General features: G+C 38.2%; 22 protein-coding genes. 4 read left to right on the top strand and 18 right to left on the bottom strand.

The window, feature by feature from the left end; genetic code table 11:
- The first annotated feature begins 15 nt into the window (after positions 1-15).
- Both ACQKEV_RS08145 and ACQKEV_RS08140 read left to right on the top strand, forming a co-directional pair.
- Positions 16-690: a 5-bromo-4-chloroindolyl phosphate hydrolysis family protein gene (locus ACQKEV_RS08145; protein WP_427446074.1), complete on the top strand. Its 675-nt coding sequence runs from the start codon at positions 16-18 to the stop codon at positions 688-690.
- Entirely contained in the window at positions 665-1,849 is a 1,185-nt protein-coding gene (locus ACQKEV_RS08140) for a toxic anion resistance protein (RefSeq protein ID WP_427446076.1), read from the top strand. Before ACQKEV_RS08145 ends, ACQKEV_RS08140 begins: the two co-directional genes overlap by 26 nt.
- Positions 1,850-1,874: 25 nt before the next feature.
- Here ACQKEV_RS08140 and ACQKEV_RS08135 read toward each other — a convergent pair whose 3' ends face one another.
- From ACQKEV_RS08135 to dapF, 10 genes are all read right to left on the bottom strand, one after another.
- The gene (locus ACQKEV_RS08135) at positions 1,875-2,648 is read right to left on the bottom strand and encodes an SDR family oxidoreductase (protein ID WP_427446078.1); all 774 of its coding nucleotides are present in this window, start codon (positions 2,646-2,648) and stop codon (positions 1,875-1,877) included.
- Between the two features lie 27 nt (positions 2,649-2,675).
- Positions 2,676-4,568: a vWA domain-containing protein gene (locus tag ACQKEV_RS08130; protein WP_427446080.1), complete on the bottom strand. Its 1,893-nt coding sequence runs from the start codon at positions 4,566-4,568 to the stop codon at positions 2,676-2,678.
- 10 nt (positions 4,569-4,578) lie between these two features.
- Positions 4,579-5,448 (bottom strand): AAA family ATPase, encoded by an 870-nt coding sequence (locus ACQKEV_RS08125; protein WP_427446082.1) that lies wholly within the window; start codon positions 5,446-5,448, stop codon positions 4,579-4,581.
- A 215-nt stretch (positions 5,449-5,663) separates the two neighbouring features.
- Positions 5,664-5,861 carry a DUF6501 family protein gene (locus ACQKEV_RS08120; protein ID WP_427446084.1) on the bottom strand — a complete coding sequence of 66 codons (198 nt, stop codon included), beginning with the start codon at positions 5,859-5,861 and terminating at the stop codon, positions 5,664-5,666.
- Between the two features lie 331 nt (positions 5,862-6,192).
- Positions 6,193-7,452 (bottom strand): 2-oxoglutarate dehydrogenase complex dihydrolipoyllysine-residue succinyltransferase, encoded by a 1,260-nt coding sequence (gene odhB / locus ACQKEV_RS08115; RefSeq protein WP_427446086.1) that lies wholly within the window; start codon positions 7,450-7,452, stop codon positions 6,193-6,195.
- 28 nt (positions 7,453-7,480) lie between these two features.
- Complete coding sequence (locus ACQKEV_RS08110) at positions 7,481-10,288, bottom strand: 2-oxoglutarate dehydrogenase E1 component (RefSeq protein ID WP_427446088.1); 2,808 nt, start codon at positions 10,286-10,288, stop codon at positions 7,481-7,483.
- Positions 10,289-10,519: 231 nt separating this feature from the next.
- The gene (locus ACQKEV_RS08105; protein WP_427446090.1) at positions 10,520-11,926 is read right to left on the bottom strand and encodes a HAMP domain-containing sensor histidine kinase; all 1,407 of its coding nucleotides are present in this window, start codon (positions 11,924-11,926) and stop codon (positions 10,520-10,522) included.
- A complete protein-coding gene (locus ACQKEV_RS08100; RefSeq protein WP_427446092.1) occupies positions 11,923-12,597 on the bottom strand; it encodes a response regulator transcription factor in 675 nt (224 codons plus the stop codon). Before ACQKEV_RS08100 ends, ACQKEV_RS08105 begins: the two co-directional genes overlap by 4 nt.
- Positions 12,598-12,661: 64 nt before the next feature.
- Entirely contained in the window at positions 12,662-14,692 is a 2,031-nt protein-coding gene (locus tag ACQKEV_RS08095; protein WP_427446094.1) for a PAS domain S-box protein, read from the bottom strand.
- Positions 14,693-14,705: 13 nt separating this feature from the next.
- Positions 14,706-15,692 (bottom strand): diaminopimelate epimerase, encoded by a 987-nt coding sequence (gene dapF / locus ACQKEV_RS08090; RefSeq protein ID WP_427446096.1) that lies wholly within the window; start codon positions 15,690-15,692, stop codon positions 14,706-14,708.
- Positions 15,693-16,047: 355 nt separating this feature from the next.
- Here dapF and ACQKEV_RS08085 point away from each other — a divergent pair, with 355 nt between their 5' ends.
- Positions 16,048-16,599: a GNAT family N-acetyltransferase gene (locus ACQKEV_RS08085; protein ID WP_427446098.1), complete on the top strand. Its 552-nt coding sequence runs from the start codon at positions 16,048-16,050 to the stop codon at positions 16,597-16,599.
- Between the two features lie 74 nt (positions 16,600-16,673).
- On the opposite strand, the gene ACQKEV_RS08080 is transcribed toward ACQKEV_RS08085, so the two are convergent.
- Complete coding sequence (locus ACQKEV_RS08080; protein ID WP_427446100.1) at positions 16,674-17,750, bottom strand: undecaprenyldiphospho-muramoylpentapeptide beta-N-acetylglucosaminyltransferase; 1,077 nt, start codon at positions 17,748-17,750, stop codon at positions 16,674-16,676.
- A 253-nt stretch (positions 17,751-18,003) separates the two neighbouring features.
- Between ACQKEV_RS08080 and ACQKEV_RS08075 the strand changes: the two genes are divergently transcribed.
- On the top strand, positions 18,004-19,365 hold the full coding sequence (locus tag ACQKEV_RS08075) for an MATE family efflux transporter (RefSeq protein ID WP_427446102.1): 1,362 nt from the start codon (positions 18,004-18,006) through the stop codon (positions 19,363-19,365).
- 31 nt (positions 19,366-19,396) lie between these two features.
- On the opposite strand, the gene ACQKEV_RS08070 is transcribed toward ACQKEV_RS08075, so the two are convergent.
- From ACQKEV_RS08070 to ACQKEV_RS08040, 7 genes are all read right to left on the bottom strand, one after another.
- Positions 19,397-20,473: a Ger(x)C family spore germination protein gene (locus tag ACQKEV_RS08070; protein WP_427446104.1), complete on the bottom strand. Its 1,077-nt coding sequence runs from the start codon at positions 20,471-20,473 to the stop codon at positions 19,397-19,399.
- Entirely contained in the window at positions 20,457-21,491 is a 1,035-nt protein-coding gene (locus ACQKEV_RS08065; protein ID WP_427446105.1) for a GerAB/ArcD/ProY family transporter, read from the bottom strand. Before ACQKEV_RS08065 ends, ACQKEV_RS08070 begins: the two co-directional genes overlap by 17 nt.
- Positions 21,488-22,918, bottom strand: a complete 1,431-nt coding sequence (locus ACQKEV_RS08060) for a spore germination protein (protein ID WP_427446106.1) — start codon at positions 22,916-22,918, stop codon at positions 21,488-21,490. The genes ACQKEV_RS08065 and ACQKEV_RS08060 overlap by 4 nt, the downstream gene beginning before the upstream one ends.
- Before the next feature lie 229 nt (positions 22,919-23,147).
- Positions 23,148-23,885, bottom strand: a complete 738-nt coding sequence (locus tag ACQKEV_RS08055) for a CAP domain-containing protein (RefSeq protein ID WP_427446107.1) — start codon at positions 23,883-23,885, stop codon at positions 23,148-23,150.
- A gap of 471 nt (positions 23,886-24,356) precedes the next feature.
- On the bottom strand, positions 24,357-25,157 hold the full coding sequence (locus tag ACQKEV_RS08050; protein ID WP_427446109.1) for a CAP domain-containing protein: 801 nt from the start codon (positions 25,155-25,157) through the stop codon (positions 24,357-24,359).
- A 163-nt stretch (positions 25,158-25,320) separates the two neighbouring features.
- Positions 25,321-25,578: a hypothetical protein gene (locus ACQKEV_RS08045; RefSeq protein WP_427446110.1), complete on the bottom strand. Its 258-nt coding sequence runs from the start codon at positions 25,576-25,578 to the stop codon at positions 25,321-25,323.
- Entirely contained in the window at positions 25,571-26,479 is a 909-nt protein-coding gene (locus tag ACQKEV_RS08040; RefSeq protein ID WP_427446111.1) for a CobW family GTP-binding protein, read from the bottom strand. Before ACQKEV_RS08040 ends, ACQKEV_RS08045 begins: the two co-directional genes overlap by 8 nt.
- Positions 26,480-26,529: the final 50 nt, after the last annotated feature.

The raw sequence follows: 26,529 nt of genomic DNA, 5'->3' as shown, positions 1-26,529 counted from the left end.
AAGGAGGGTTTCAACATGATCGATTTGAAATATTTTATGATTCGACAATTTCTCGGATTCCCCATATTTATAGGTAGCTGGATCGCATTTCAGTCAGGATTTAATATACCTTTCATGTTATCCGGCTTATTGGCGATTGGAACATACGCCGCGTCCAACCAAGTAATGAAAGTCGTTCAATCCAGGTTGATTGTTACCAAATATGGCTTGACCTTTGCTGAATACCGACATATCCTCATTCAGTTAAAAGAAGCAAATGCAAAACTTAAACAATTGAATGGATATTTTCTGAAAGTGCGCTCAATAAGAGCATTTAAGCAACTTTTTGAAATGAATCGTTTAGCTAAACGAATTTTTCAAATTGTAAAAACCAACCCGAAAAAGTTTTATCAAGTCGAACCATTTTTTTATGCACATCTGGATACTGCGGTGGAATTGACTTCTAAATATACCTTGCTAGTATCACAACCTATAAAAGCACCTGATGTTCAAATAGCCCTTCAAGACACTCGTGAAACTTTATTGGAGCTAAATCAAGTGATGGAAAAAGACTTACGACAAGTGTTGTCTTCAGACATTGAACATTTAAAAATGGAACTGGATTTCGCCAAAGTTTCAATGAGAAATCATGCGTCACCTCTACTTATGAAAGGAGAAACACCAGATGACACAAAATCAATCGGCTACTAACCAACCCAAAACTTTAGATGATTTACTGAATTCACCTTTTGATATGCAACCACAGAGAATGACACAAGACCCAATAAATGAAAAACTTCCTGTAAAGATAATGGATAGATTATCAGAAGAAGAAAAGCAAAAAGCACTCGCCCTTGCTTCTCAAATTCCTGCAGGTAATTATGAAGCCATTCTAACATATGGAGCCAATGCACAAACGGAATTGTCTTCATTTTCTCATCAAATGCTGGATCACGTGCAAAAGAAAGATATTGGTCCTGTAGGCGATATTTTGAAAGACCTTATGGACAAGCTTAGTCAATTAAATCCTGAAGAATTATCCACTCAAAAAAAGTCAGGAATTAAACGGTTATTCGGCAAAGTCTCTCGATCTGTTCAGGAATTAATGACTAAATATCAAAAACTGAGCACTCAAATTGACCGGATTGGAATTCAACTGGAACATTCCAAACGTGGACTGATTGAAGATGTTCAGATGCTAGATAAATTGTATGAACAAAACAAAGCTTATTTTCAGGCATTAAATATTTATATTGCAGCAGCTGAAATCAAACGGGATGAAATTCTTAATGAAACCATCCCCTCCCTCCGTCAAAAAGCAGAGGCATCTTCTGATCAAATGGCATATCAGGAAGTAAACGATATGGCACAATTTTTGGACCGTCTTGAAAAACGTCTATACGATTTGCAGCTATCACGTCAAATCACGATACAAAGCGCGCCACAAATTAGGATGATTCAACAAACGAATCAGACGTTAGCAGAGAAGATTCAATCATCCGTCATGACGTCCATTCCATTATGGAAAAATCAAATTGCCATAGCTTTAACACTTAACCGTCAAATGAAAGCTGTAGAGGCTCAAAAGCAAGTGACGAAAACAACAAATGATTTATTGTTAAAGAACTCTGAAATGCTGAAAATCAACAGTCTTGAAACCGCGAAAGAAAATGAGCGCGGTATTGTAGAAATTGATACGTTAAAGCAAACTCAGGAGAACTTGCTTCAAACAATTGAAGAAACGCTTCGTATACAAGCAGATGGTCGCGTGAAACGTAAAGCCGCCGAAGTTGAAATCGCGCGGATGGAAGAACAACTAAAACAACGATTATTAATCGTCCATCAAGAACAAGAAAACCGTCCTCGTTAATGAGGACGGTTTTCTTATGCTGCTTTTATCTTTTAAATCCACCTTCAGAATGGATAATTTGGCCTGTGATCCAACTTGCATCTTCACTCACAAGAAATTTTATGGCTTTTGCAACATCGTTAGGCTCCCCTATCCTACCGAAAGGAAATTTTGCTGTAAGCTCGCTTTTTATTTCCGCAGTCATCCATCCCGTATTGGTAGGACCCGGATTGATTGCATTGACAGTAATACCTAGAGGTGCAAGTTCAGCTGCCAGTGTAATCGTCAGAGCATCAACTGCTCCTTTTGTTGTTGCGTAGGCAAGTTCACCAGGCATTGGTCCTTGAAATTGTCCGGAAGTTATATTGATTATCCTTCCTCCGGTTTTCTTCATGAAGTTCTTGGCAAATTTGCTACTTAATAAAGTTGTGGCGCGGATATTAATCATATAGTGTTTATCCATTTCTTCTGCAGTTATGGAAGAGTAATCATTGTTTGTTGAGTATGCAGCATTATTGATCAAAATATCTGGATGACCTAAATCTTCTTCAACTTTCATAAATAGCTGTTCAGGTGCAGTTGGATTGCTCAAATCCAACTCCATACACGACACTTTTACACCTTTGTTCAATAACTCTTTTTTTAGTCTCACAGGTTCTTCGATGTTTATGCTCCATGGCATTTTTTTATCATATTCTGTCCAAAAAGTAAAAAAGATATCATAACCTGCATCTGCAAGTTCTCTGCATATAGCTGCACCGATTCCTTGTAGTCGGCTTGCACCTGTTACAATGGCTAATTTATTTTGTAATTGGTTCATGAGGACATCCCCTTTGTTAACTGCGATTCATTTTACAATGAGGTATAACATGCGACGTAACAGTCGTAATGTCTGTGTTGTAAACTCATCGACATTTCTAGCAGTTGCGGTTCTTGGACCGAACATCATTTTAAATAATTGTAATTGTTCTTCCACTGGTTGCGCTGCACTTAAATATAAATGCAGTATATGAATCCCTTTTTTTTCGGATTCAATGACTGCTTCTGCTGTATCGACAATGCCATTTGCAGCGTATCCATAAGCTGAAGGTTCCCCATCAGAAAACAGCAAAAGAAATTTATGCTTCTCAGGACGTTTATGAAGTCTTTCTGCCATCCAGCGAATCGCCAATCCATCCCGATTATCTTCGTGTGCTTCGAGTGAAAGAATCTCTGCCGCATGATCTTTCATACCATCTTCCACTTGATGACAAAATAAAAATGAATTCGGCTGTTCATGTTCAGAAGCTTCATAGGCATCTTCAGAATAAGACACAATATCATGACGAATACCTAAATCCCTCAATACATCATGAAACAGCAGTACCGCTTTTTTCGTTTCATCCATCTTGTCAATCATGGACGCCGAGCTATCTACCAATAGTCCAAAAACCGCATTCAATGGCAACGAAGGATTATTTTTTTTATAGAAAGGTTTAGGACGTTGTTCTGTTAACAAAGTGGTCAAATTTGGCGTTAATCGACCTTTAGTTAAATTAGACCGTTTGTTTTCCATTTTCTGATCGATTCGTTTTCTCATTTCTTTTGTAAATGCTTTTACATAAGGCTTTTGCTCTGCACGAATCGTAAAAATATTGTTTTTTAACGACGAAAACTCCTTAGGAACGATTCTTTTTTCCTCGATGGTTACGAATTGATGCTCATCCCCGAATCGCTCACCGGAATGTTTTGTACTTTTCTTTTCGGACTGACCATTCACTTGAGCATCTTGTTTTGATTTCTTATTGGAATGAGAAGAACCGACACCTTCACTTTGTATTTCATTGGCATCGTCGCCTTCTTCAAATCGCCCATTGTCCGTCTTCCCTTTGTTTCCTTTTGATAAATCAAATTCCAGATGTGGACCGGCTTGTTTCTCACTTTCACGGTGCCATGCTCTGAACATCTCTTCAATGGAATCCTGTGCCGGTTGTTCATCTGTATTTTGCTGATTAATTTGACGCTGAGCTTTAGCTTCATAAGCCGGTGACAGTAAGTTTTCATGAAGTGTCAGGAAGGTGTGAGTCAAATCTTTTGTTAACTCTTCTTCCAATGCATAAAGAATGTCAAGACAGATTCTGCAACAGTCGGCTGTTGATTTTGCATCATAAACAAATTGCCATTTTGCAAGAATTCTTTGGAAGTATTCGGGGAAATCTTCATTTATAATGACAGCTAGTGAGCCTTTACGGAGTGACAAATATAAAAAATTAAACAAACTATCACTGATAAAACCTTTATTTAGATTTACGCTCATCTGCTGTTCATGGTAAGTCGTATAGACATTTTCACGCACAGAAAATGCCTTGTCTGTTCCGGGACGTTCTTGTCGAATCAAGTTGGAAAGTCTGAATTCTTCTGCACTTAAAGCAAGCTGCAATGCAAATTCTTTAAGTGGAAATTGCATAACTTCTTTTTTATACCGATTCCATGATTGAAGATTAAAATGACGCCAATAACCAGCCGTTAGTAAATACAAATCTGACAATTGACCGTTCTGTTCAATCTCTGAATCTCGATGTTGCCAAAAATGGCTTATGGAAATTGCGCCTTCTTTAGGTCGGAATTCCATCAATTTACGAACAGTCAAAGTTAAAGATGGAGTTCGACTCAAAGCCCTCGCTAGCTGTTCCATCTGAATCATTCTTCTTGCATTGATTGTTTCGTTATTGAATTGAATAAATCGATTCACTGATGACATTTAACTCACCTCACTTAATCCAAGTACTCGCGAGTTCCATGACTAATTCTTTCTCACTTTCATCGTCCAGTTTTTCTGCAATGGCGTATCGAATTGCTCGAAGCGGATCGATGTGTTGAGCAAGTTCTGTCGCATCAAGCAGACTGCGAATCGAAGCGGCTTCTTCACTGAGTAAACCATTTTGGACTTGAATAAACATATCTTCCGAGAGATGAAGCATGGTTTGAATAAGATTAGGTGAAGCTTTTGGGTATTCGCGAACGAATAATTCACGAAGGGGCTCGCCAGTCAAATACGGAATGGCAAAAGAAATAAAACGATTTTTCAACGCTTCATTTAATGGTGAAGTCCCGATATATCCCTCATTTATTGCGGCGATTACAGTAAAATCCTCATGCGCGTGCAAAACTTCTCCAGTGAAAGGATTTGTCAGCATACGACGGTGATCCAGAACACTATGCAGGATCGGCAAAGTTTCAGGTTTCGCCATATTGATTTCATCAATATATAAAATATGACCGTATCTCATCGCTTGAATTACAGGTCCTTCAACAAAATCAATATTGGTTTGTCCGTTGTCCTGAACAAGTGTTTTAAAACCAAGAAGTGCCTCAGCGTCTAGATCAACGGAGCAATTGATACTGTGCATAGGTTGTGTGAAAAAGGATGAAATTGACTCAGCCAGTTTCGTCTTCCCTGACCCTGATGGCCCTTTAAGTAAAATGTTTTTTTGCAATACGACACTCAGTAATAAATCCTCCCATAAATGTGGCAATGGTGACATATATCCACCGCGACCAATCAATGCTGAATGATCTTCTGAATGTGTTCGTTGTGTACGAGTAGATTGAGATTGTAATATTAGTGATTGTGCATTCAAATTGTTTTACTTCCTAAAAGAAGAACATATTGCTCCCCATTAAATATAGCCGTTTTTAGTGATTTCTATTGGAATGATGAAGCTATGTAGTTGGAACATGTTCTGCGGCCATACAAAAATCAAAAGCTACATTTTCGCTGGCTGACATTCCTATATAAAAATAAAGATAAAAAGTTAATTTGCTAATAAGAAAAAACCGATGAAAGATTCATCGGTTATTCAAAATATTCCTTATAAAAGCCACCGATGTGACCAGTGTTATCAACGACAAAAATAAATTCTTCTGTTTCATTTTTCACTTCATATGATTTTCCTACAGTCAACACATTCGATACAGAGAATTTTGCTGCGTTAGTATGAACGCAAGTGACAGTTTTAATGGTAGGTGTCTCTTTCCAAACGTTATGTAACATGATTCATCTCCTCAATTCTTACTCTCTCTAGTATAAGCAAGCGCTTACGGATTATCAACAATCCAACCATCATAATTCTGATCTACTTAGGATTGTTTAGAAAAGTTGACAGTGTTCGACTCCAGGTTGACAGAACTGCGCTCCAGGTAGACATTTTTGCTTTCCAGGTTGACAGAATTCGATTCCAGGTAGACAGAATCGCTCTCCAGGTTGTACAAAATCAGTATTCTTGTTGTGAATCGAATGAACCTAGCTGTTTCTCCCACCACGCTTTATTAGCGAAACAAAAAAAAGCAGCTTCGCAAGTAAATGCGAAGCTGCAATCTATTTCTTAAGACTCTAACAATAAGTCTTCTGGATTTTCAATTAATTCTTTAACAGTTTTCAAGAATCCAACTGAGTCTTTTCCATCAATTACGCGGTGGTCATAAGATAGAGCCACGTACATCATTGGACGGATTTGAACTTCGTCACCGATAGCAACTGGACGTTTTTGGATTGTATGCATTCCAAGAATACCTACTTGAGTACCGTTCAAAATTGGTGTAGACATTAGGGAACCGAATACTCCACCATTTGTGATCGTGAATGATCCACCCGTCATATCAGAAATTTGAAGTTTTTTGTCGCGAGCTTTTTTAGCTAACTCGCCGATTGTCGCTTCGATTTCTGCGAAGTTTTTACGGTCAGTATCACGAACGATTGGTACAACCAATCCTTCTTCAGTTGAAACCGCAATACCTACATCATAGAACTGTTTCAATAGGATTTCGTCCCCATCAAGTTCTGCGTTAACGTATGGGTATTTTTTAAGTGCAGAAGTAACAGCTTTCGTGAAGAATGACATGAAGCCTAAACGGACATCATGATCTTCAAAGAATTTATCTTTCTTACGAGAACGTAAAGCCATAACGTTTGTCATATCGATTTCGTTGAAAGTAGTCAACATCGCAGTTGATTGCTTAACTTCTAACAAACGGTTAGCGATTGTTTGACGACGACGAGACATTTTCTCACGTTTCACACGATCATCGGCTGGTTTTGGTGCAGGAGCTGCTTTTGGAGCCGCTGGTGCTGCTGGTGCTTGTTTAGGAGCATTTGAATGTGCCTCCACGTCTTGAACTCGTACACGACCCATTGGATCAACAGTTGAAACGGCTTGTAAATCAATTCCTTTTTCACGAGCAAGCTTACGTGCAGCTGGGCTTGCGATTGTACGCTCTGTAGAAGAAGCTTCTTCTTTAGGAGCAGGAGCCGCCGCTTGTTGTTTAGGAGCTGTTTCTACATTTTTTACTGGTGCGTCAGCTTCCGCAGGATCTGCTTCAACTGGGCTCTTAGTTGTGCTTCCAGAACCTGTGCCTTCACCAACAACAGCAATCACTTGGCCAACCTCAACTGTATCGCCTTCAGCAGCAAGTAGTTCTTGAACTACTCCCGCTTCTTCTGAAATGACTTCAACGTTTACTTTATCTGTTTCAAGTTCAACGATGAATTCACCTTTTTCAACTGTGTCGCCTGGTTGTTTCAACCATTGAGCGATTGTTCCTTCTGTAATCGACTCTGCTAATTCGGGTACTTTAATTTCTGCCACTATATTTTCCTCCTCTAATCAATCGGTATTAACGTGAAACCGCTTCTTCAATAATGCGGGATTGTTCAATTTTATGTGTTTCACCATCGCCCTCAGCTGGACTTGAACGTTTAACACGGCCAATATATCTGACACTCTTCGTTCCAGCCAAATCACGTAAATATGGATCAGCAAATGTCCAAGAGCCCATGTTTTGTGGCTCTTCTTGTACCCAAGCGATTTCTTTCGCATTTGGATAACGTTCAACAATTGCTTGAATTTTTTCAGATGGGAATGGATATAATTGTTCAACTCTAATCAAGTGCAGATGGTCAAAATCCTTACCATCTTTTACTTTATCAGCTAAATCAATCGCCATTTTACCACTTGCTAATAAAATTCTTTCCACTTTATCTGTTTGCTTGCCAAGACCTGGTTGTTCGAGAATAGTTTCAAACTGACCAGTTGTAAGGTCTTCAACTGCAGCCCCAACAAGAGGATGACGAAGCAAGGATTTAGGCGACACGATAATTAAAGGTCTCATCGTCTCTTCTCCAAGCATTTTTGCTTGTCGACGTAAAATATGGAAATAGTTCGCAGCACTTGATAGATTTGCAACAGTCCAGTTATTTTCTCCAGCCATTTGCAAATAACGCTCTAGACGAGCACTTGAATGCTCGGGTCCTTGGCCTTCATAAGCATGTGGAAGTAACATAACCAACCCTGATTTTTGACCCCATTTTGAACGACTTGCAGAAATAAACTGATCGAACATAACTTGCGCCATGTTTGCAAAATCGCCATATTGCGCTTCCCAGATGACTAACGCTTTTTCGTTTTCTAAGTTATAACCAAATTCGTAACCTAGAACCGCTGCTTCAGTCAATGGACTATTGTAAACAACGAACGAAGCATTAGCATCCGAGATATGGTGTAAAGGAACCAATTCAGCTCCTGTTTTTTCATCATGCAACACAAGATGTCTGTGTGCGAATGTTCCACGCTGTGCGTCTTGACCAGTCAAACGTATTGGATTGCCCTCTTGGATAATCGAACCAAATGCCAAAGTTTCAGCATGAGCCCAATCGATTTTCCCTTTTCCTTTGAAAGGTTCTTCACGACGTTTAAGAATTTTTTCAAGTTTCTTAAATGCCGTAAATTCAGAAGGCCATGACAATAGTTCAGCATTCATTTTCACAAGTGTTTCTTCTTTCACACCTGTAGGAACTTCCGGGTAACCATTTAACACGACTTCCGGAATCACAATATCCTGGTGTTCTGCATGTGGCACTTCTTTTACGCGGTCATATGCAGCCTGCATTGTTTTTTGTACTTCAGATTCAAGTTTTTTCACTTCATCTTCTGCCACAACTTTTTCAGCAACTAGTTGCTTACCGTACATTGCACGCACTGTAGGATGTTTGTGAATAGCATGGTACATCGTTGGGTTTGTAACCAACGGCTCATCCATTTCGTTGTGACCGAAACGACGGTAACCGATTAAGTCGATCAGGATGTCCTTGCCGAACTGCTCACGGTATTCAAATGCAAGACGTGCGACTGCGATTACTGCTTCAACATCGTCAGCGTTAACATGTACAACTGGCACTTCAAAGCCCTTCGCAGGATCCGAAGAATAATGTGTTGAACGTGAATCGTAATATTCAGTTGTGAATCCAATCATGTTGTTGGCAATGATATGGATGGATCCACCTGTTTGGAATCCACGGATACGGCTATAGTTTAGCGTCTCCGTAACGATACCTTGACCCGGGAATGCTGCATCTCCATGAATCAATACGGAATAAGCCGCTTTTGAATTTTGAGTAGGTACCCCAGTTTTAGTCGTTTCTTCTTGAGCTGCACGTGTTTGACCAGTAACAATCGGACTTACAACTTCAAGATGTGAAGGGTTATATGCAAGTTTAACTTTCAAACCTGATTTTGCAGTATGAGTAGCACCCATGTGGTACTTCACATCGCCAAACCAACCACTCGTAATTTTCAATGAATCATCTTTTGGCAAGAACGATTCGTTCGGAACATGTGCAAAATCCGCAAACATCATGTCATATGGTTTATTAATAATGTGTGTTAAGACATTTAAACGCCCACGATGAGCCATACCGATTAGAATCTGCTTTGTTTTCTGTTTCTCGGATTGACGCACTAATTCATCAAGCAGGACGACCAGTGTATCCAGCCCTTCAATTGAAAATCGTTTTGCACCGACAAAAGTACGGTGGATGAATTTTTCAAATCCTTCAATTTCAGACAAGCGTTTTAACAATGCTTTGCGTTCTTCTGTTGATAAAGTTAATTTCATTGATGATGATTCAATTTTAGATTGAATCCACTGACGTTCTTGTGGATTGATGATATGAGCAAATTCATACGCAATTTTGTCCGTATAAAATGATTTCAGATGCTCGATTACTTGTAATCCATTTTGAATATCCTTTGGAGCATTTTTCATTAATAAAGTAGCCGGAATTTCTATAAGATCAGACTCCGTCAATCCATATGATGAAGGATCCAATCTTGTTGAATCTTTCGGTCGATCATTTAATGGATAAATATCTGCTGCTAAATGACCATGCGCACGAATAGCATCTGCTAATTGCACAGCTGCCAATACTTTTCCTACATGGTTCGGATCAACTTGACCTGCTGCAGAGAAATCGACCATATTTTCATCTGTAGATGGAGCGCCATATTGTTTAAATAGTTCACCTAGTTCCGCGTCAACAGATTCTGGTGATTGCATGAACAAATCGTACATTTCTAATACATAACCTAAATTCGGACCAGAAAGTTTAGTCCATGGTGACCCATTCGGTGTCCCGTTTTTTGACATTAAGAAAACCCTCCAACTTTTGCCAAGCGGCATTTCCTATTTCTATTAATACAATCTACATTATTTTATCACGTTAGTTCTTGATATCAAAGGAATCGAACGCAATGCAAATGGCAGAACATTTTTTCCATTTCAATCTTACTACTCTGGTAGGAAAATACAATGCTTTTTAGTAAATTAGGCAAACTTTTTCGTTAAGTCGAAATAACTCGACATTTAGACAAGGTTTCTTCATTTTAAAAAAGGTAAAACGACTGAAAAAGTTGACCCTTTACCAGGTTCGCTGGTCACATGAATGGAACCTCTTGCATTCTCCACAAGCATCTTGACAATACTCAATCCTAATCCGCTGCCCCCCAAATCTCGTGATCTGGCAGTATCGACTCGGTAAAATCGATCAAATATTTTCGTTACATGCTGCGGCTCTATACCAATCCCCTTGTCATTCACATGAATCGTAACGTTCTTTTCTGTAAGTTCATATGAAATACGAACTTGCGCAGGCTCTAGACTGTATCTGATTGCATTGATCAATAGGTTGCGAATAATTTGCTGGTAAGTATTTGAGGTTATTCGCACTTTCAAATTTTGATCATCGGGAAGTTCATGTTCAATGTATGTCGTTGGATAAACTTGAACTAGTTCTTCTATCACTTCTTCAGTGTGCTCGATAATATTTGTCGGTGGAAGATCTTTCATTTGTTCACCGCGCGCCAGTTCCAACATCTCATCAATTAACGTTTTCATTTGACTGACTTCACGTAAGGCAATGCCAAGTGACTCTACCAAAATCTCCGGATCATCTTTCCCCCATCTGTTTAACAGGGATAAATGCCCTTCGACTACTTGAATGGGCGTCCGTAGTTCGTGAGAAGCATCCGCCATGAATTGTTGCTGTTGTTCAAAAGAATACTTCAATTTGGCCATCATGCTTTCATAAACAATGATCAGCTCGCCAATTTCATCTTTAGCGTCGTACGAAATCGTTAACTCTTTTTCGAAACCATTTGCCACGACGTCGTCCATTGTCATCTTTAAATCCTGAAGGGGTTTTAATAAATAAGAAGCCAGAATGTAACCGATCCAACCGGATAATAGCAATGCGCATACGCTAAATAACAACATAGCGGTCAATATATAGTTATTACTAGAATGGAATGACTTTAAGGGATGTTCAAGCTGGATATAACCTTTAAAACGTCCAAGTCGAACATTTCCAATAGCAGAAATGAACGATTTATTCTCTTTCGTCAGCACATAGCCTTCTTCAGGAACTTCAATATCATCAAATTCTTTGAAAGTCGCTGAATCATTGATTTGCAAGACTTCAATTCCATCCGCATTCAACAATCTTACCGTCTGATCTTTATCGACAATAGATGTCATTAACCCTGTGTTCGATTGAATGTCCTGTACGGTCAAAAATGGACCTTGTGATTCAAAGAAATCCGTTAAATCCTGCATGGTTCGATTTACTTCTTGTTCTTCTTGTTGATATAACCAACCTTTAAGAGCCACATATAAAATGATGCTCATGGCTGCAAAACTTAGAAAAATGGCGGTTGCCGAACTGATTGCCCATTTTTTCTTCAATGATTGTGTTGCGATTGTTTGGCTTAACTTTTTCCACACATTCATTCACGCATCACATACCCGACCCCTCTAACCGTTTCAATATAACTGGATGCAAGTTTGGGCAATTTTGCTCGCAGATGACGAATATATACATCCACCACATTCGTTTCGATGTCTGCTAAATATCCCCAAACATTCTCCAAAATTAAATCTCTTGATACTACCCGATTTTTTTGTTGCATCAAATAAACCAGCAAGTCATATTCAGTCTTAGTCAGTTCAACATTTTGGTTATTTACTTCAACGGTATGTGCATCTGTGTCAACAACAATGTCCTTAAACTGCAAGCGGGAATTCATATGATTTGCATTGCTTGATCTTCTTAAAACGGAGCGTATTCGAGCCAGTAGTTCTTCTATGGCAAACGGTTTGACGATATAATCATCTGCTCCAGCATCTAGACCAGCGACACGGTCAATGACGGCATCCCTTGCTGTGATTAACAGGACAGGCACTTGGGAAAAGGAACGGATTCGTCGACACACTTCAATTCCGTTCAGTTCTGGTAGCATGACATCAAGCAAGACAACGTCAAACTCCTGAGTTTTGGCTGCTTCCAACCCTTCTCTGCCAGATACTACATGGACAACCTCGAAATTCTCATGACGCATTTCGAGTTCAATAAATCGGGCGATGTTTTTTTCATCTTCCACCAATAAGACGCGACTTCCCATCGTTTCACCCTTTTCTATATTTTTAAAAGAACCGCTCCAATTTGTGGACCGGTTCTTTTAAGATTTATTCTAAATAATAAACATATTGATTTTTACCCATGCGTTTCACTTCATATAAAGCCGCATCTGCTTTTTCCAACAGTTCATCAATGCTGTTACCGTTCTCAGGGAAGTAGGCAATGCCGATAGATGTTGTTGGTTGGAAAGTCAATTGTTTGATCGACCATCCTTTTCTTAGGGACGACTTAATTTCGTGAATGATTGTATTCGTTGTTTCAATGCGTTCATCAGTATCCAGAGATAAATCATTTAACACAATAACAAATTCATCTCCACCGATTCGAGCTACCAAATCCTGTGGTCGAACACTTTTTAACAATGCTTCGCCAAACTTACGAATAAATTCATCTCCCACATCGTGCCCAAAGGAGTCATTGACGGACTTGAAATCATCCCCATCCAGATAAAGGACGGCAATTGATGTTTCTTTGACTTCAGCGCTATTGGATAATTTAGGGAATTCTTTTAGTAAATAACTGCGATTCGGCAATTGTGTAAGACTATCATGATAAGCCATAAAGCTAAGATGCTCTTCGAAATTTTTGCGTTCCGTTATGTCTCTTGAAACAATGACATGTTGAAGTTTCTCTGGTTGTTCACGGTCTTTTACCGCAACAATCGATGTTTCCGTCCAAAGTTTTGATTGATCTTTACGAATGAACTGTAATTCCAAACGAACTTCTTGATCCTCATTCACTCGGTTTGTAATGTCATCTTCCCAAGTTTGAATAAAATGCTCTGGCAACAAATCACTGAATTTCTTGTTTGCCATATCATCGTTGGAAAAACCTAATATTCTTTCATGAGAAGGAGAAGTATATACAATTTGACCTTTTTCATCCGTAATCGCAATTAAGTCATTGGTATTTTCAGTAATAAGACCAAATGTTTTTTCGATTGATTGAAGCTCGATCATCACATTCTTTTTTTCGGTGATATCAAATTGAATAATAAGAACGTTTTCAATATTGTGCTGGTCATTGTATAAGGGGATAACCGTCGTATCTCCCCAGTAAAACGAACCATTTGACGCTCGGTTTCGAAGTTCTCCGCGCCACATTTTCTTTTTAAAAACATCTTTCCACATACGCTTCATTTTAAAGTCGTTGTATTGGTTAACCTCAAGAACGGTGATATGTTTTCCTACAATGTCTTTTGTGGAATAACCTGTGATATCTTCAAACAAATCATTAACATATACTATGTATCCTTTTCGATTGGTCATTAAAACCATAGCCGCCTTACTAATGGCGCGTTTATAACTCTCTAGAATATGTCTTGTGTTTCGAAGGCTCTCTTTTAAAGCCACTTCATCCGTTACTTCCTGAAGCAAAATATACATGGCTACATTTTCTCCGTTTTTCTTAATCGGAGAATAGCTGACTAAAAACGTTCCCTTGTCACCCGTCGATTTCATTCTTTTGACAAGCACTGAAGATTTACCATCTCCCCGTAAATTCGAATCAAAAAGATGCTCAACCGTACTGCGTTCTTTTACAGGTACAAAAGGTAAGTTTAGAAAATGTTTACCACGCCACTCCTTCAAATGATAGCCAAACACTTCTTCAAATTTCGGATTCATGTCGAAAATATTGCCTTCATTTGTCACAACAATGGTTGGATCCACATTCGCATTTAGGAGTGATTGCATAAATAGATATTTTTCTTCTATTTCCTTTTGGTTTGAAACTTCCTTTGTCTTGGCCAAAATATACGTGGCAGTATCCGTGATGATCGGCTTAACAATTGTCTCATTTACCAATTCAACATCTGAAAACAAAAAGAAGTCTTGATAGGTTATTACCCTTTTCTCATCAATAGCTTGCACGTAGTGTTGAAGAATTTTTTCTCCATATGAAGCGGATACCATTTCATGCAAGTTTGAATGAATCGGGTTTTCTTTAAAAATGAGTCTAGCACTTTGGTTAACAAATAAGTATTCAAAGGAGTGTTCCCTTTGGATTAAAAAAAACACTAAATCTGAAGAGTCTCCATATAATAAATCAAACTGTGCTTGAGTGAAAAAATGTTCCATTCCCTTTCATCTCCTACATGTACTCTTCGCTAGACCATCCATCTTTTACTTTTTGTTTTGCCTGTTGCTCTAATTCTTCGTATTCATTAATTTCTGCCTCATGAAGAATTTTTGAATCATAGGTGAACTCATAATTAACAGTCAGCATTCCGTTGTAAGTTGCAAAGAACGTTGCATTGCCTATCAATGATAGATGAGTAGAAGAATCATTTTGTTCAATCGCACACTTAACGAAGCCCCCTGGATTATATACAGTTGTTTCTCCGTAAGGAACAAGATTGATCGTGGCAGAAACCAAAGCCGAAGCAGTCATTGCAGTTCCACATGCATTTGTAAAACCTACTCCACGTTCATACGTACGCACAAAAATACTTTTTTCATCAACCGGGTGCACAAAACTTACATTAACACCATCTGGGAAAAAGTCATTTTCTCTATTAAATGATGCAGCAAGTTGTTCTTGAAAACCTGTATCTTCAATATACTGAATAGGGACAATTCCTATTAAGTGAGGATTCGGAACTGAGACTGCCGTAAAGTGAATATCCGCAGAAAACTCCGGAACTATTTTATTGATAATTTGTTCGTTTTTTTGATAGTTCATTGGCAGTGAAGACAGCTCGAATGAAACCGGAGAAATTTCAACTGCATATGTATCAATTGTGTTAAAAATTGAATCTACTTTTTGCACAGTTAAGATCGCTTTCATTGTTTCGATCGTTGCTGATTGTTTACCAGACTTGCTCAATACAAATCTTGCAACACAACGAAGTCCATTGCCGCACATAGATGCTTCTGATCCATCTGCATTATAGACACGCATTCTAGCATCCGCTTTGGTCGATGGTGAAATGATTAATAATCCGTCCGCTCCATTTTCATTAGAAGGATCGCACATTTTCTGTGCAGTTAAAGGCCAATTATAAACCGCGTTTGCTACTTCTTCATGTAAATAAAACGTGTTGCCTGAACCGTGAACTTTATGAAATGTTAAGGTCATGATTATCCCCCCAGATACTCTATCTTTTCATCATAAATCTAATCGAAAACGGTTACAACTATTCCTTTGAAATCAAGGTGCAATCTTGTAACAAAACTTACACATTTTTTACGAATTTTTTTCTTTGCAATTTGAAAAAAAGTTAGTATAGTAAGAATGCAAACAAACAATTTCATAAAACGATTTTATTCACCATAAATCGTGAGGGAAGGCAAATGGTGCGCCACCAGCATTTTGACTGGTTCTAGTGGGTTCGATTCCCACCCCGAAATTTTTTATGCAACACAAAATGAAAAATTTCGAGGGGTTAGAGCGGACTACTGTCTTAATCTGCCCTGGTACGGAGGCGTTAATTATGATTAAACGACGAGAATTACACGAATGTGGGTCTTTATTCGAGTATTTATCTCACCCATCTGTCTTCCCTTTTGTCCGTCAAAAAGCTACTTCAGCTGATGAATTTATGTTCATGACGAAACAGTTAATGGAAGAAGAAGAGCGTGGAGAAGTAATTTCACGTACAATTACCGATGATTATGGGATGCCAATTGGGACCATTAATTTATATGATATTCAAGATCAAGCAGGTTTTCTTGGAACATGGATTGGTCAACCTTTCCAAGGTAAAGGATTTAATCAGAAAGCAAAGAACTTGTTTTTAGAAGAACTCTTCTATCAACACAATATTAATACGGTGTTCTTACGAATCAAGAAACATAACGAGAAATCAATTCGCGCGGCTGAAAAACTGCCTTACACGATGAACGCCAAGGAAACTCACCCTGCCCTACTGGAAGAAATTAATGCTGGGAAGCACCAATATGAACTTTATCAAATTCCTAAAGATTTGTTCTACCTGGCTACGGCTGCCTCCAGATTTACCGAAGAAGAAGAGCAAGCAATGTAAGTAATAGCTTCTTCTGTAACTGTACAAAGACAAAAATACCGTCCACTCAAGAAATAATGAGTGAACGGTATTTTTTATTTTGCGTATGAAGTAATTAGAGTAACCATTTCATCAGGCGTTTTTGGAAGTTCCGAACTTCCCATCAATTCCTGGACATGTTCAGCTCTTGATCTAATATCATCCAAGGCAGCCATAAATGTTGCCGGAGTTACATCCTCTTCTTCAATGACAGATGCCCAACCTTGTTTTTTAAAGATTTGGGCATTCAATAGTTGATCTCCACGACTTTGTAATTTCGATAATGGAATTAACAACATCGGCTTGCGTAAAGCTAAAAATTCAAAAATAGAATTTGACCCCGCTCGAGAAACGATGATATTCGCTGCATGCAACAAATCTGGCAATTCCTGTGTTACATATTCAAATTGCTGATAGCCTTTCATGTTTTTTAAAGTTTCATCCAGCTTGCCTTTACCGCATAAATGAATGACATCATACTTTTCAAGCAATCTCGGTAGATTACTGCGTATTGCTTCATTCACTACAACCGATCCCTGACTGCCGCCCATTATTAGAAGGACAGGTTTAAACCCTTCAAACTTACATAGACGCAATCCAGCCTCTCTTCTCCCTTCAAATAATTCTGAACGGATAATGGAGCCTGAACAACTTGATTTCTCTGATGGCAAATGCTTTAATGTCTCTGGGAAAACAGTGAAAATATGATGAGCAAATGGCATGGCAATTTTATTTGCAAGTCCTGGAGTTACGTCAGATTCGTGAATCACAACAGGGATTTTCGTCATTTTTCCAGCCATAACAACAGGAACAGATACAAAACCACCTTTAGAGAAAATCACAGAAGGTTTTACTTTTTTTAAAATTAGTAATGCTTCTAGTAACCCCTTCATCACGCGTAGAGGATCTGTGAAATTTTTGATGGACGCGTACCGTCTTAATTTTCCACTGGAAATCGCATGGTATTTTATATGAGGAAATGCATCGCGAATCAGTTCCAATTCAATGCCATCTTTTGAACCGATATAATGAACTTCAAATGATTGTTTTTCTAATGTTGGGATAATTGCTTGATTTAATGAAACGTGACCGGCAGTTCCTCCGCCAGTTAAAACAATGGTTTTTTTCTTCATGTGTAAAGCTCCTATCTTTTAAAGCCACTTAATTTTGTATTTTGTTGAATTGATTGGGTATAACCAACTTAATCTAAAATTTACCCTTTACATAATATACACCATTTCAAGCATTAACATGAACGTTAACTTAAAATGGGGGGTATCTGATGACATGAAATTCACGTGAATAATTGATAATTTCCAAATCCTCTAACCATTAGATAAATATGATATACTGGTGAAAATTTGTAGAAATTCAAGGTGATCACTCATGCATGAAACTTCAAATCTTAAAGAAAAATGGTCACTTATGCTGAAGATTATTTTTCCGATTTTAGTTACACAAGTGGCATTATACTTAGTCTCGTTTTTCGATATCTTAATGTCGAGTAGATATGGGAGTGAAGATCTGGCTGGGGTAGCCGTAGGATCCTCTCTTTGGGTACCCGTATATACTGGCTTAGCTGGAATTCTACTTGCGGTTACGCCGATAGTCGCTCAATTAGTTGGGGCGAAAAAAAAGGAAGAAGTTAAATTGGTCGTCCAGCAGGGACTATTTTTGTCACTGGCATTATCAACTATAGTTATCGTGATTTTGTTGTTTTTATTGGAACCCCTTTTACAATCCATGACGCTCGAACCTAGAGTCGAAACGATTGCTAAATCTTATTTGTACGCCATGATGATCGGAATCATTCCTTTATTTGCTTATAATGTCCTTCGCTCTTATATGGATGCTCTCGGTAAGACAAGAGTGACCATGTTTATTACTTTATTGTCTGCACCTATTAACGTGTTTTTTAATTACCTGCTTATTTTCGGCAATTTTGGATTTCCGGAACTTGGAGGAGCTGGTGCAGGTTATGCTTCTGCCATTACGTATTGGCTGATCTTTTTAATCGCACTTGGAGTTGCGCACTATCAATATCCATTCAAACAATATGAGCTCTTTAACAACTGGCAGCGGGTCCAGTTTTCGAAGTGGAAAGACATCAGTAAAATTGGTGTTCCTATCGGATTATCTATTTTTGCTGAAACGAGTATTTTTTCCGCAGTTACTTTGATGATGAGTACTTATAGTACCGCCGTCATTTCAGCACATCAAATCGCATTGAATTTTACATCTTTACTATATATGGTTCCCTTAAGCATTTCGATTGGCGCCACGGTTTTAGTAGGATTTGAAGTTGGAGCAAAACGTTTCCATGATGCCAAAATCTACAGTTGGCTCAGTGTTAGTACAGCCATAATATTCAGCTTCTTTTCCGTCTGTATTTTATACTTCTTCCGAGAACAAATTGCCGGTTTATATACGACAGATGAAACGGTCATTCATTTGACCATTCAATTCTTTATCTTTGCTGCACTCTTTCAGCTGTCTGATGCTATTCAAGCACCAGTCCAAGGATCATTGCGTGGTTATAAGGATGTTAATGTCACATTTATCATGGCCATTATTTCGTATTGGATTATTGGGTTACCAATAGGCTATCTCCTAGCGAAGTTCACTGATTTTGGACCATTTGGGTATTGGATCGGTTTGATTATAGGCTTGACAGCCGGTGCCATCACATTGTCACTTAGGCTAATACTCATACAGAGAAAAAAACATGACGCTGTCCTTAGAGGATAACGTCATGTTTTCATTTTGGTTTGTTGCGGCTTTATTTTAAGATCCCCGTACGTTTAATGTCGACTTTGATATCTGGTTTTATAGTAATTTCACTGAACGTATCATTCCAATCGCCTTTTTCCCATACTTCTGGATGGAAGGCTCGAACTCTCCGTCCTAATCCGAGTGGATCGCTCTTTGCTTCTTGTAAAACCTCAAATAATTTCTTAGTTTCTACATTAAGTTGCTCAGAGAGGAATTGTTCTAATTCCTTCCTATCTTCACCCTCTTTAATATGGTCTTTTGAAAATTCTTGAACATCTGCTTTCAATTTGTACGACAATTTAATCATTCCTGATTCGTCAATTTCACTGTAATCCCATTTTTTATCAATTTTGCGTATGACCATTGTTACAGGGGTATCTTTATAGATGACCGTAAAATTGGCTCTCCTACCAGCCTTGTCTTTCAAAACGGTCAGCAATTTGGATTGCTGGACTGTTAAATAATTTCCCGTATATTCTCTTCCATTGAATAGGGCAAGACCTTTTAACTCAGCAATATTTTCTTCCTTATTAATGGATAAGTAGGGTAAAGTTAAATCCATTGCATCATCAAATAGTAAAGAGCACACCATTTGTAAATCGGTTTCAGGATAGATTGATACGAAAGATAAGCCCTTGATAAATTTCTTATAATAAGATCCCGCTTCATCCTGTAATTCATTCCCTAATTCAATGAAAGGTTCAGGACTTCCTTCGGTAATTGCAATATACGTGCTCAACTGATTTGTGGCATTACGATAATAGACATCCAAATATTCATAAATATCACTTTTTGCGCTTTCATCCGAATATAGGAGAACTGACAATTTTGAAACATCAATTGTTTGATTAGATTTCAAATCCGCATCCATTCGTGCATCACGCGTTGATTTCCCCATTCCTTTGATAATGGATGAAGTAGTTGCACCTTCCTTGATTGTAGGAACACTGAAATAAGATGTTATTTCCCCTACTTGACCCTCATGCCCCACCATGGAGACAACAGAGAAGTCCTTATATTGGCGTTCATCCCAGCAACCACTCAATAATAGTACACAAAATAGGATACTAAGCTTTTTCCGCATTATTACCCCTCCACTTGTTAATGACTATGACGAAGAAAGGAATGATCATCGAAAATAGAAAGTGACCGTAAATGAGAAGGTCACGAGAAATGCTAAACGATTCCTGTGAAATAATTATCAATGGCAGAACGAATAATAACACATGGAGAATGACTTTTTTTAAGGTCGTCGATTTGTCTGTTTTTTTCTTCATGAACAAGCTAATCGTGAAAATCAAGTAGACTACGGTAATAATGCTCCAAGCCATCCAGATGAAAATGAAAAATAGGTCAAGACGTTCTATAAATGTAACTTCCTGAGATTTCAAAATATATACAAGCGGTTCAGGAATAATCTTGAGTTCTTCCAAAGAAAAGAACATTAAAATGAAGACAATGGTGAAGAAATAAAAAGCACTGATTGTAGATACGAATTTCAAGATAGACTTCACGTTTATTTTCTCGGATTTCAGGAGAAATGCTCGGTAAAATAAATATAATTCTGTTCCGATAAAAGCAAATTTAGCTTCTTTTAAACCGATTCCCCACTCCTTCAATGTAATATTACCCATCGGAAATAAATTGGTCCAGACCAAGTCAGGCGTAGCCAATGAAAGGAAAATGAAGATTAATGGAAATAACGGGAGTAACAAAACACCCAAATTGACAACTGATTCCGGTCTGCTGATGTTTGCATAAAAAGAAACTAATACAACTGCTCCAATAATTACGGAAGGTGGTGTTAATGGAAATGCCCATAAGCTAAGTGATTTTTGAATATAGGCTAAAAATGTCACAACTAGAAGTAGCCAATAAGCAGAATACATCCATTGCAAAAATTTATTTATTTTAAAATACGAATAATATCTTTCATATAAATAAAGCTGAATGAATTGAATTACACAACAAACAATGAAAATAATCCAAGCATCTTGTGAGGCTGCTTCAATTAATGGGGTTTGGAACGAAATAAATACCGATCCAGTCTGTACAATAAACAATCCCAAAAAGAATTGATTTTTTGAAATAAAGAATTTCATGATTTTTCTTCTCCCGATTCTTTCACACTTTTTTCAGGAACAAAAGAAGAAGCTTGTACATGTGGTTTTGTGAATGGTAGACGGAAAAAAATTTCTTTAAAAACAAGTGGCTTAAACGGGACGACTGGATAAAAGTATGGTTGGTTCAGAGATCGCAAATTAATCAGATGGATAAACAAAATGAGAGTTCCAATAGCTATGCCAAAAAATCCGAACATGGAAGCAACAATCATAAATGGATACCTGAGTAACCGAATTGTTGTGTTCATCTCTATTGAAGGAATAACGAAACTTGAAATCGCGGTGATTGCAACGACGATGACCATGATATTTGATACAAGTCCTGCACTCACAATCGCATCTCCAATAACTAACCCGCCTACAATACCAATGGTTTGGCCAATAGGATTCGGAAGTCGTATACTGGCTTCCCGTATAAGTTCAATCGTAATTTCTAAAATCAACGCTTCAAAAAAAGGCGGGTAAGGAATTTCGTTTACAGATGCTTTCACGGTTTTACTGAGTTCCAAAGGAAGAACTTCAAAATGGAAGCTTACAATTGCGATATAAAATGCCGGTAGAAAAATCGCCGTCATGAAACTAAAAATCCTTAAAAGCCGATAAAAAGATCCGACTAGAACTCGTCCATTAAAATCATCAGGGGATTGATAAAAAGAAAAAAACGTGACAGGACCAATCAATACAGTAGGAGATTGATCTACCAAAATCACTACTTTTCCTTCCATCAGGTTTGATACGACCTTGTCTGGTCGTTCTGTGGTCATCAATTGCGGAAAAGGTGACCAAACGGTATCTTCAAGAAAATCGGCAAGATGGCCAGCACTGATTAAATACTCAGTATCAATTTTTCTCAATCGGTTTTCCACTTCACTTAACGTCACTTCGTCTACTTTAGATTCTATATACAAATAGCAAACAGGACTTTTAGAAAAACTGCTGACTACCACTTTACGAACAACTAAATTTGGGATCGTTAACCGTTTGCGAATCAATGAAATATTGACATCCATGCTTTCTACAAAACCATCGTGTGGACCTTGAACGATTTGTTCACTTGATGGTTCCATTGGCGCACGATAAGCTGCACGTGGTAGGTTAATTCGTAACAGTAGGTTGGATTCAACCAAAATGATGACCGATTCTCCACGACATACATACTCCACTAAATTTGAAGGGTGAAAGGCTTCAAAAGAAGAACTTGGTGTGTCTCCCCAATTGGGAAGATTCTCTTTATATCTTTCCTGAATCAATTTAAGCTGTTCATTAATAACTGCATGATCCATAAGTGATGAGAACTGGCAAAGTATTGCTTCATCCCCTGGCCAATCTATCTGCCTAACAATTAAATCTGAAGAGTCATGAAATAATTCCTTTATATAGACGGATAGTTTAGTGAAAGATTCCATGATATCACCCCATTTTTTCATTAGTATAGGGTTTATATGTACTATTTAAACTTATTATAAAATCGGTTATGTAAAATCAAATGAGTGCATTTCATTTACGCTTTGCACGTCTCAAGAGCTTAGAAGATCGAGCACCACATGTTTGAGGTATTGATTAAAGCAACATGAACCTAGGTAATAGTAAAAAACAAAAAAAGCCACCTCAACGAATTGAGATGGCTTATATATATTATTTTTGAATGAATTGTTGTGTCCAGTAATTACCTTGTGCAACGTACCCAATACCAATATGAGTGAAGTTACCATTCATGATATTAGCGCGATGACCAGGTGATTCCATCCATCCTTTAACGACTTCTGAAGCCGATTTTTGACCCATTGCGATATTTTCAGCTGCAGCCTTGTATTGGATGCCTTTAGCTTTCATTTGATCGAATGGAGATCCCATTGTTGGGCTTGTATGAGAGAAATAATTATTTTTACTCATATCTGCAGATTTTGCACGAGCACTATCCATTAATGCTGCATCTGTTGCAAGAGCTTTTAATCCAGCTTTTGCACGTTCTTGATTCGTCAAAGTAAGAACTTGTTGTTCTATTGAAGAAACATTACCTGATGCTGGTGCTGCTGGTTTTTCAGCAGTTTGTGTATTTGTTGCTGGCTTTTGAGCCACCGGTTTTGCTGCAGATGCTGCAGGCTTAGCCGATTCAGCTGGTTTCTGTGCAACTGGTTTTTCTTGAGTAGTATTAACCCCTGCAGCAGATAGCTGCCCATAAAGTTGATTTAACAATTGTTTTTCTATATTTGAAGACTCCACCGGTTTTGCTTGAGTAGGTGCTGACCAGTTTTTAGTGCTCTGAGTCTGACACGTGGGGTTATTTGATGAAAATGAAGCTTCTGCGGTCGTACCTTGACTGAATGAGAACACCATCGCTCCCATTGTTAAACCTAGTAACATTTTTTTCATTTGTAATTCCCTCCTCTGCCACCTAGTCTATCTTTAAAATCTTTTTAAAAAACACCTAATCTTTCCCACTGCTACCAGGAAGATTGAAAAGGTACTATTTTCAAAGGTTTAAAGACTAAATATTTGAGTGGATTTAGAGAAAATACCATATCTTTCTTTCAATTAGGTGTTGACGTTCTAAAATACTGCTCCATATGCCTGCTTAAGCTTCTCGTTTTGAGGGATGTTTTAGGACCTATTGTCATTTCAGTCATAAATAATCGGGTATTTTTACTGTAACCTGCTTCCCTCTTTGCATGCCAAAAAAAATAGGCTCACAAAGTAGTTTAATCCTTTTCTTTGAGACGCGTAACCGCAGGCACAGCACTATCGAAGCGAGAGATTTGCAAACTTGGTGGTTCATGCGGAGCTTTAATAATTTAAATAAAACACAAAAAAACCACCTCAACGAATTGAGATGGCTTATATATATTATTTTTGAATGAATTGTTGTGTCCAGTAATTACCTTCTGCAACGTACCCAATACCAATATGAGTGAAGTTACCATTCATGATATTAGCGCGATGACCAGGTGATTCCATCCATCCTTTAACGACTTCTGAAGCCGATTTTTGACCCATTGCGATATTTTCAGCTGCAGCCTTGTATTGGATGCCTTTAGCTTTCATTTGATCGAATGGAGATCCCATTGTTGGGCTTGTATGAGAGAAATAATTATTTTTACTCATATCTGCAGATTTTGCACGAGCACTATCCATTAATGCTGCATCTGTTGCAAGAGCTTTTAATCCAGCTTTTGCACGTTCTTGATTCGTCAATGTAAGAACTTGTTGTTCAATTGAAGAAACATTACCTGATGCTTGTGTTGAAGGTGCTGTTGGTGCTGTTGCTGGTTTTTGTGCAACAGGTTGATTTGCTGCTGGTTTTTGTGCAACCGGTTTTTCTGCTGGCTTCTGTGCTACAGGCTTAGCTGTTGCTGCCGGCTTTTCTGCTACAGGCTTAGCTGTTGCTGCTGGCTTTTCTGCTACAGGTTTAGCTGTTGCTGCTTTGAATCCTGCACCATTAAGTTGTGCATGTAGCTGATCCATCAATTGTTTTTGAATATCTGAATAAGAACCCTCTGATATTTGTTGAGAACCTGCCGACCAGTTTGTATTCACCTGTGTCTTGCATGTGGGTGTATTTGATGAAAATGATGCTTCTGCTGTTGTAGCTTGACCTGCTGAGAACACCATCGCTCCCATTGTTAAACCTAGTAACATTTTTTTCATTTTTTTATTCCCTCCTCTGCCACCTAGTCTATAATTAAAATCTATAAAAAAAATACCTAATCTTTCCCACTGATACCAGAGAGATTGAAAAGGTACTATTTTCAAAGGTTTAAAGACTATAAATTTGAGTGGAATTAGAGAAATTACCATATCTTTCTTCAAATTAGCTATTGACGGTCTGATAAACGTCTTCATATACCTCTTTTAGCTTTACTTTTTCCGGCAAATCGATGGCACTTTTTTCGATTCTATCAATTGCTATCTGCAGTTTTTCAGCCGGACTCTTCCTTACACGCGGATGCGTGAGCTCATCTAATAACTCAATGCGTATGCTATCTTTTAATTGGTCTATTGTTTCTATTGACTTTGTACCCTGTCTGAAAGGAAACAACGATTGATATGCTTGTATCACGTCATTCATGTTCAATCTTGCTCCCTGGAACCTGCAATTGCGAAATTTGTTCACCAATCATGACAATGACCGGTTCCATCTTTACATACTCAGGCAACCACTGAACCATTCCATATGAATATTGGAAAAGCATTGGATTTTTCATACCTAGGACCGGAACATAACCTTTCATGCGATAAACGGATGAAGGCAATGTACGTAGCCAATCTTCAAATTCTTCTTTATCTACTGACTGTGTAAAGGACACGAGTCTTGTGGACAGTGACAGCTCTTCACCGATTCTGGCTTGATTTACATCTGTAGTTCGCACAGTGCCTTTCAATCTTTCTATAATAGATAAAGGACATTTGCCGTGTGATGTTTGAATAATCGCTGCGGTTGGATTGAAACTTTGTAACTCGTAAGTGATTTTGGCTTGTTGGTCATCAGAGAGCAAGTCCATTTTATTGGCTAACAATAGATGTGCATGACGAATTTGTTCCAAAAAGAGAGAACGGACTTGTGACGGCAATGTTTGACGATTTAACCATAGCAAGCTGTCTACCACTGTCACGATTCCTTTTACATTCAATTGTTTTGCAAACAATGGTGAATAAACAGCATCCAGCGCTTCGACAGGATGTGCTGCTCCGGTCGTTTCAATAATTAATACATCAAATGGTTCCCCTGCTAATAAAGTTTGTAACTGAGCCTCCGTTTTTTCTGAACCGGTACAACATATACACCCTTCTAGCATTTCCTTCAAAGGAATATCCTCATCCACTGCTTGAGAATCAAAAGGGAGCTTGCCCAGTTCATTCATCAAGATAGCCGGTTTTAAACCTTTTTCTTTTAACTGCCGAATCGTGTCTGTTAATAAAGAAGTTTTGCCACTTCCCAAAAAACCACTGAATAAATAAACGTCTTTCATTGTATACTTCCTTTCTTGTGAAAAAAGCTGGCCTCAAGTTGCAGGCCAGC

This window comes from Paenisporosarcina sp. NPDC076907, assembly GCF_050269735.1.
Lineage (GTDB): Bacteria > Bacillota > Bacilli > Bacillales_A > Planococcaceae > Paenisporosarcina.
Note: the sequence above shows the minus strand (reverse complement) of the source record. Positions and strands in the feature narration are given on the sequence as shown.

Bases quoted from the DNA above. Each gene is read 5' to 3' on its own strand.
- ACQKEV_RS08140 (WP_427446076.1), top strand. From the start codon at position 665: ATGACACAAAATCAATCGGCTACTAACCAACCCAAAACTTTAGATGAT.
- ACQKEV_RS08095 (WP_427446094.1), bottom strand. From the start codon at position 14,692: ATGGAACATTTTTTCACTCAAGCACAGTTTGATTTATTATATGGAGAC.
- ACQKEV_RS08055 (WP_427446107.1), bottom strand. From the start codon at position 23,885: ATGAAAAAAATGTTACTAGGTTTAACAATGGGAGCGATGGTGTTCTCA.
- ACQKEV_RS08110 (WP_427446088.1), bottom strand. From the start codon at position 10,288: ATGTCAAAAAACGGGACACCGAATGGGTCACCATGGACTAAACTTTCT.
- ACQKEV_RS08085 (WP_427446098.1), top strand. From the start codon at position 16,048: ATGATTAAACGACGAGAATTACACGAATGTGGGTCTTTATTCGAGTAT.
- ACQKEV_RS08070 (WP_427446104.1), bottom strand. From the start codon at position 20,473: ATGCGGAAAAAGCTTAGTATCCTATTTTGTGTACTATTATTGAGTGGT.
- ACQKEV_RS08075 (WP_427446102.1), top strand. From the start codon at position 18,004: ATGCATGAAACTTCAAATCTTAAAGAAAAATGGTCACTTATGCTGAAG.
- ACQKEV_RS08145 (WP_427446074.1), top strand. From the start codon at position 16: ATGATCGATTTGAAATATTTTATGATTCGACAATTTCTCGGATTCCCC.
- ACQKEV_RS08045 (WP_427446110.1), bottom strand. From the start codon at position 25,578: ATGAATGACGTGATACAAGCATATCAATCGTTGTTTCCTTTCAGACAG.
- ACQKEV_RS08060 (WP_427446106.1), bottom strand. From the start codon at position 22,918: ATGGAATCTTTCACTAAACTATCCGTCTATATAAAGGAATTATTTCAT.
- ACQKEV_RS08040 (WP_427446111.1), bottom strand. From the start codon at position 26,479: ATGAAAGACGTTTATTTATTCAGTGGTTTTTTGGGAAGTGGCAAAACT.
- ACQKEV_RS08080 (WP_427446100.1), bottom strand. From the start codon at position 17,750: ATGAAGAAAAAAACCATTGTTTTAACTGGCGGAGGAACTGCCGGTCAC.
- ACQKEV_RS08135 (WP_427446078.1), bottom strand. From the start codon at position 2,648: ATGAACCAATTACAAAATAAATTAGCCATTGTAACAGGTGCAAGCCGA.
- dapF (WP_427446096.1), bottom strand. From the start codon at position 15,692: ATGACCTTAACATTTCATAAAGTTCACGGTTCAGGCAACACGTTTTAT.
- ACQKEV_RS08065 (WP_427446105.1), bottom strand. From the start codon at position 21,491: ATGAAATTCTTTATTTCAAAAAATCAATTCTTTTTGGGATTGTTTATT.
- ACQKEV_RS08100 (WP_427446092.1), bottom strand. From the start codon at position 12,597: ATGGGAAGTCGCGTCTTATTGGTGGAAGATGAAAAAAACATCGCCCGA.
- ACQKEV_RS08120 (WP_427446084.1), bottom strand. From the start codon at position 5,861: ATGTTACATAACGTTTGGAAAGAGACACCTACCATTAAAACTGTCACT.
- ACQKEV_RS08050 (WP_427446109.1), bottom strand. From the start codon at position 25,157: ATGAAAAAAATGTTACTAGGTTTAACAATGGGAGCGATGGTGTTCTCA.
- ACQKEV_RS08130 (WP_427446080.1), bottom strand. From the start codon at position 4,568: ATGTCATCAGTGAATCGATTTATTCAATTCAATAACGAAACAATCAAT.
- ACQKEV_RS08105 (WP_427446090.1), bottom strand. From the start codon at position 11,926: ATGAATGTGTGGAAAAAGTTAAGCCAAACAATCGCAACACAATCATTG.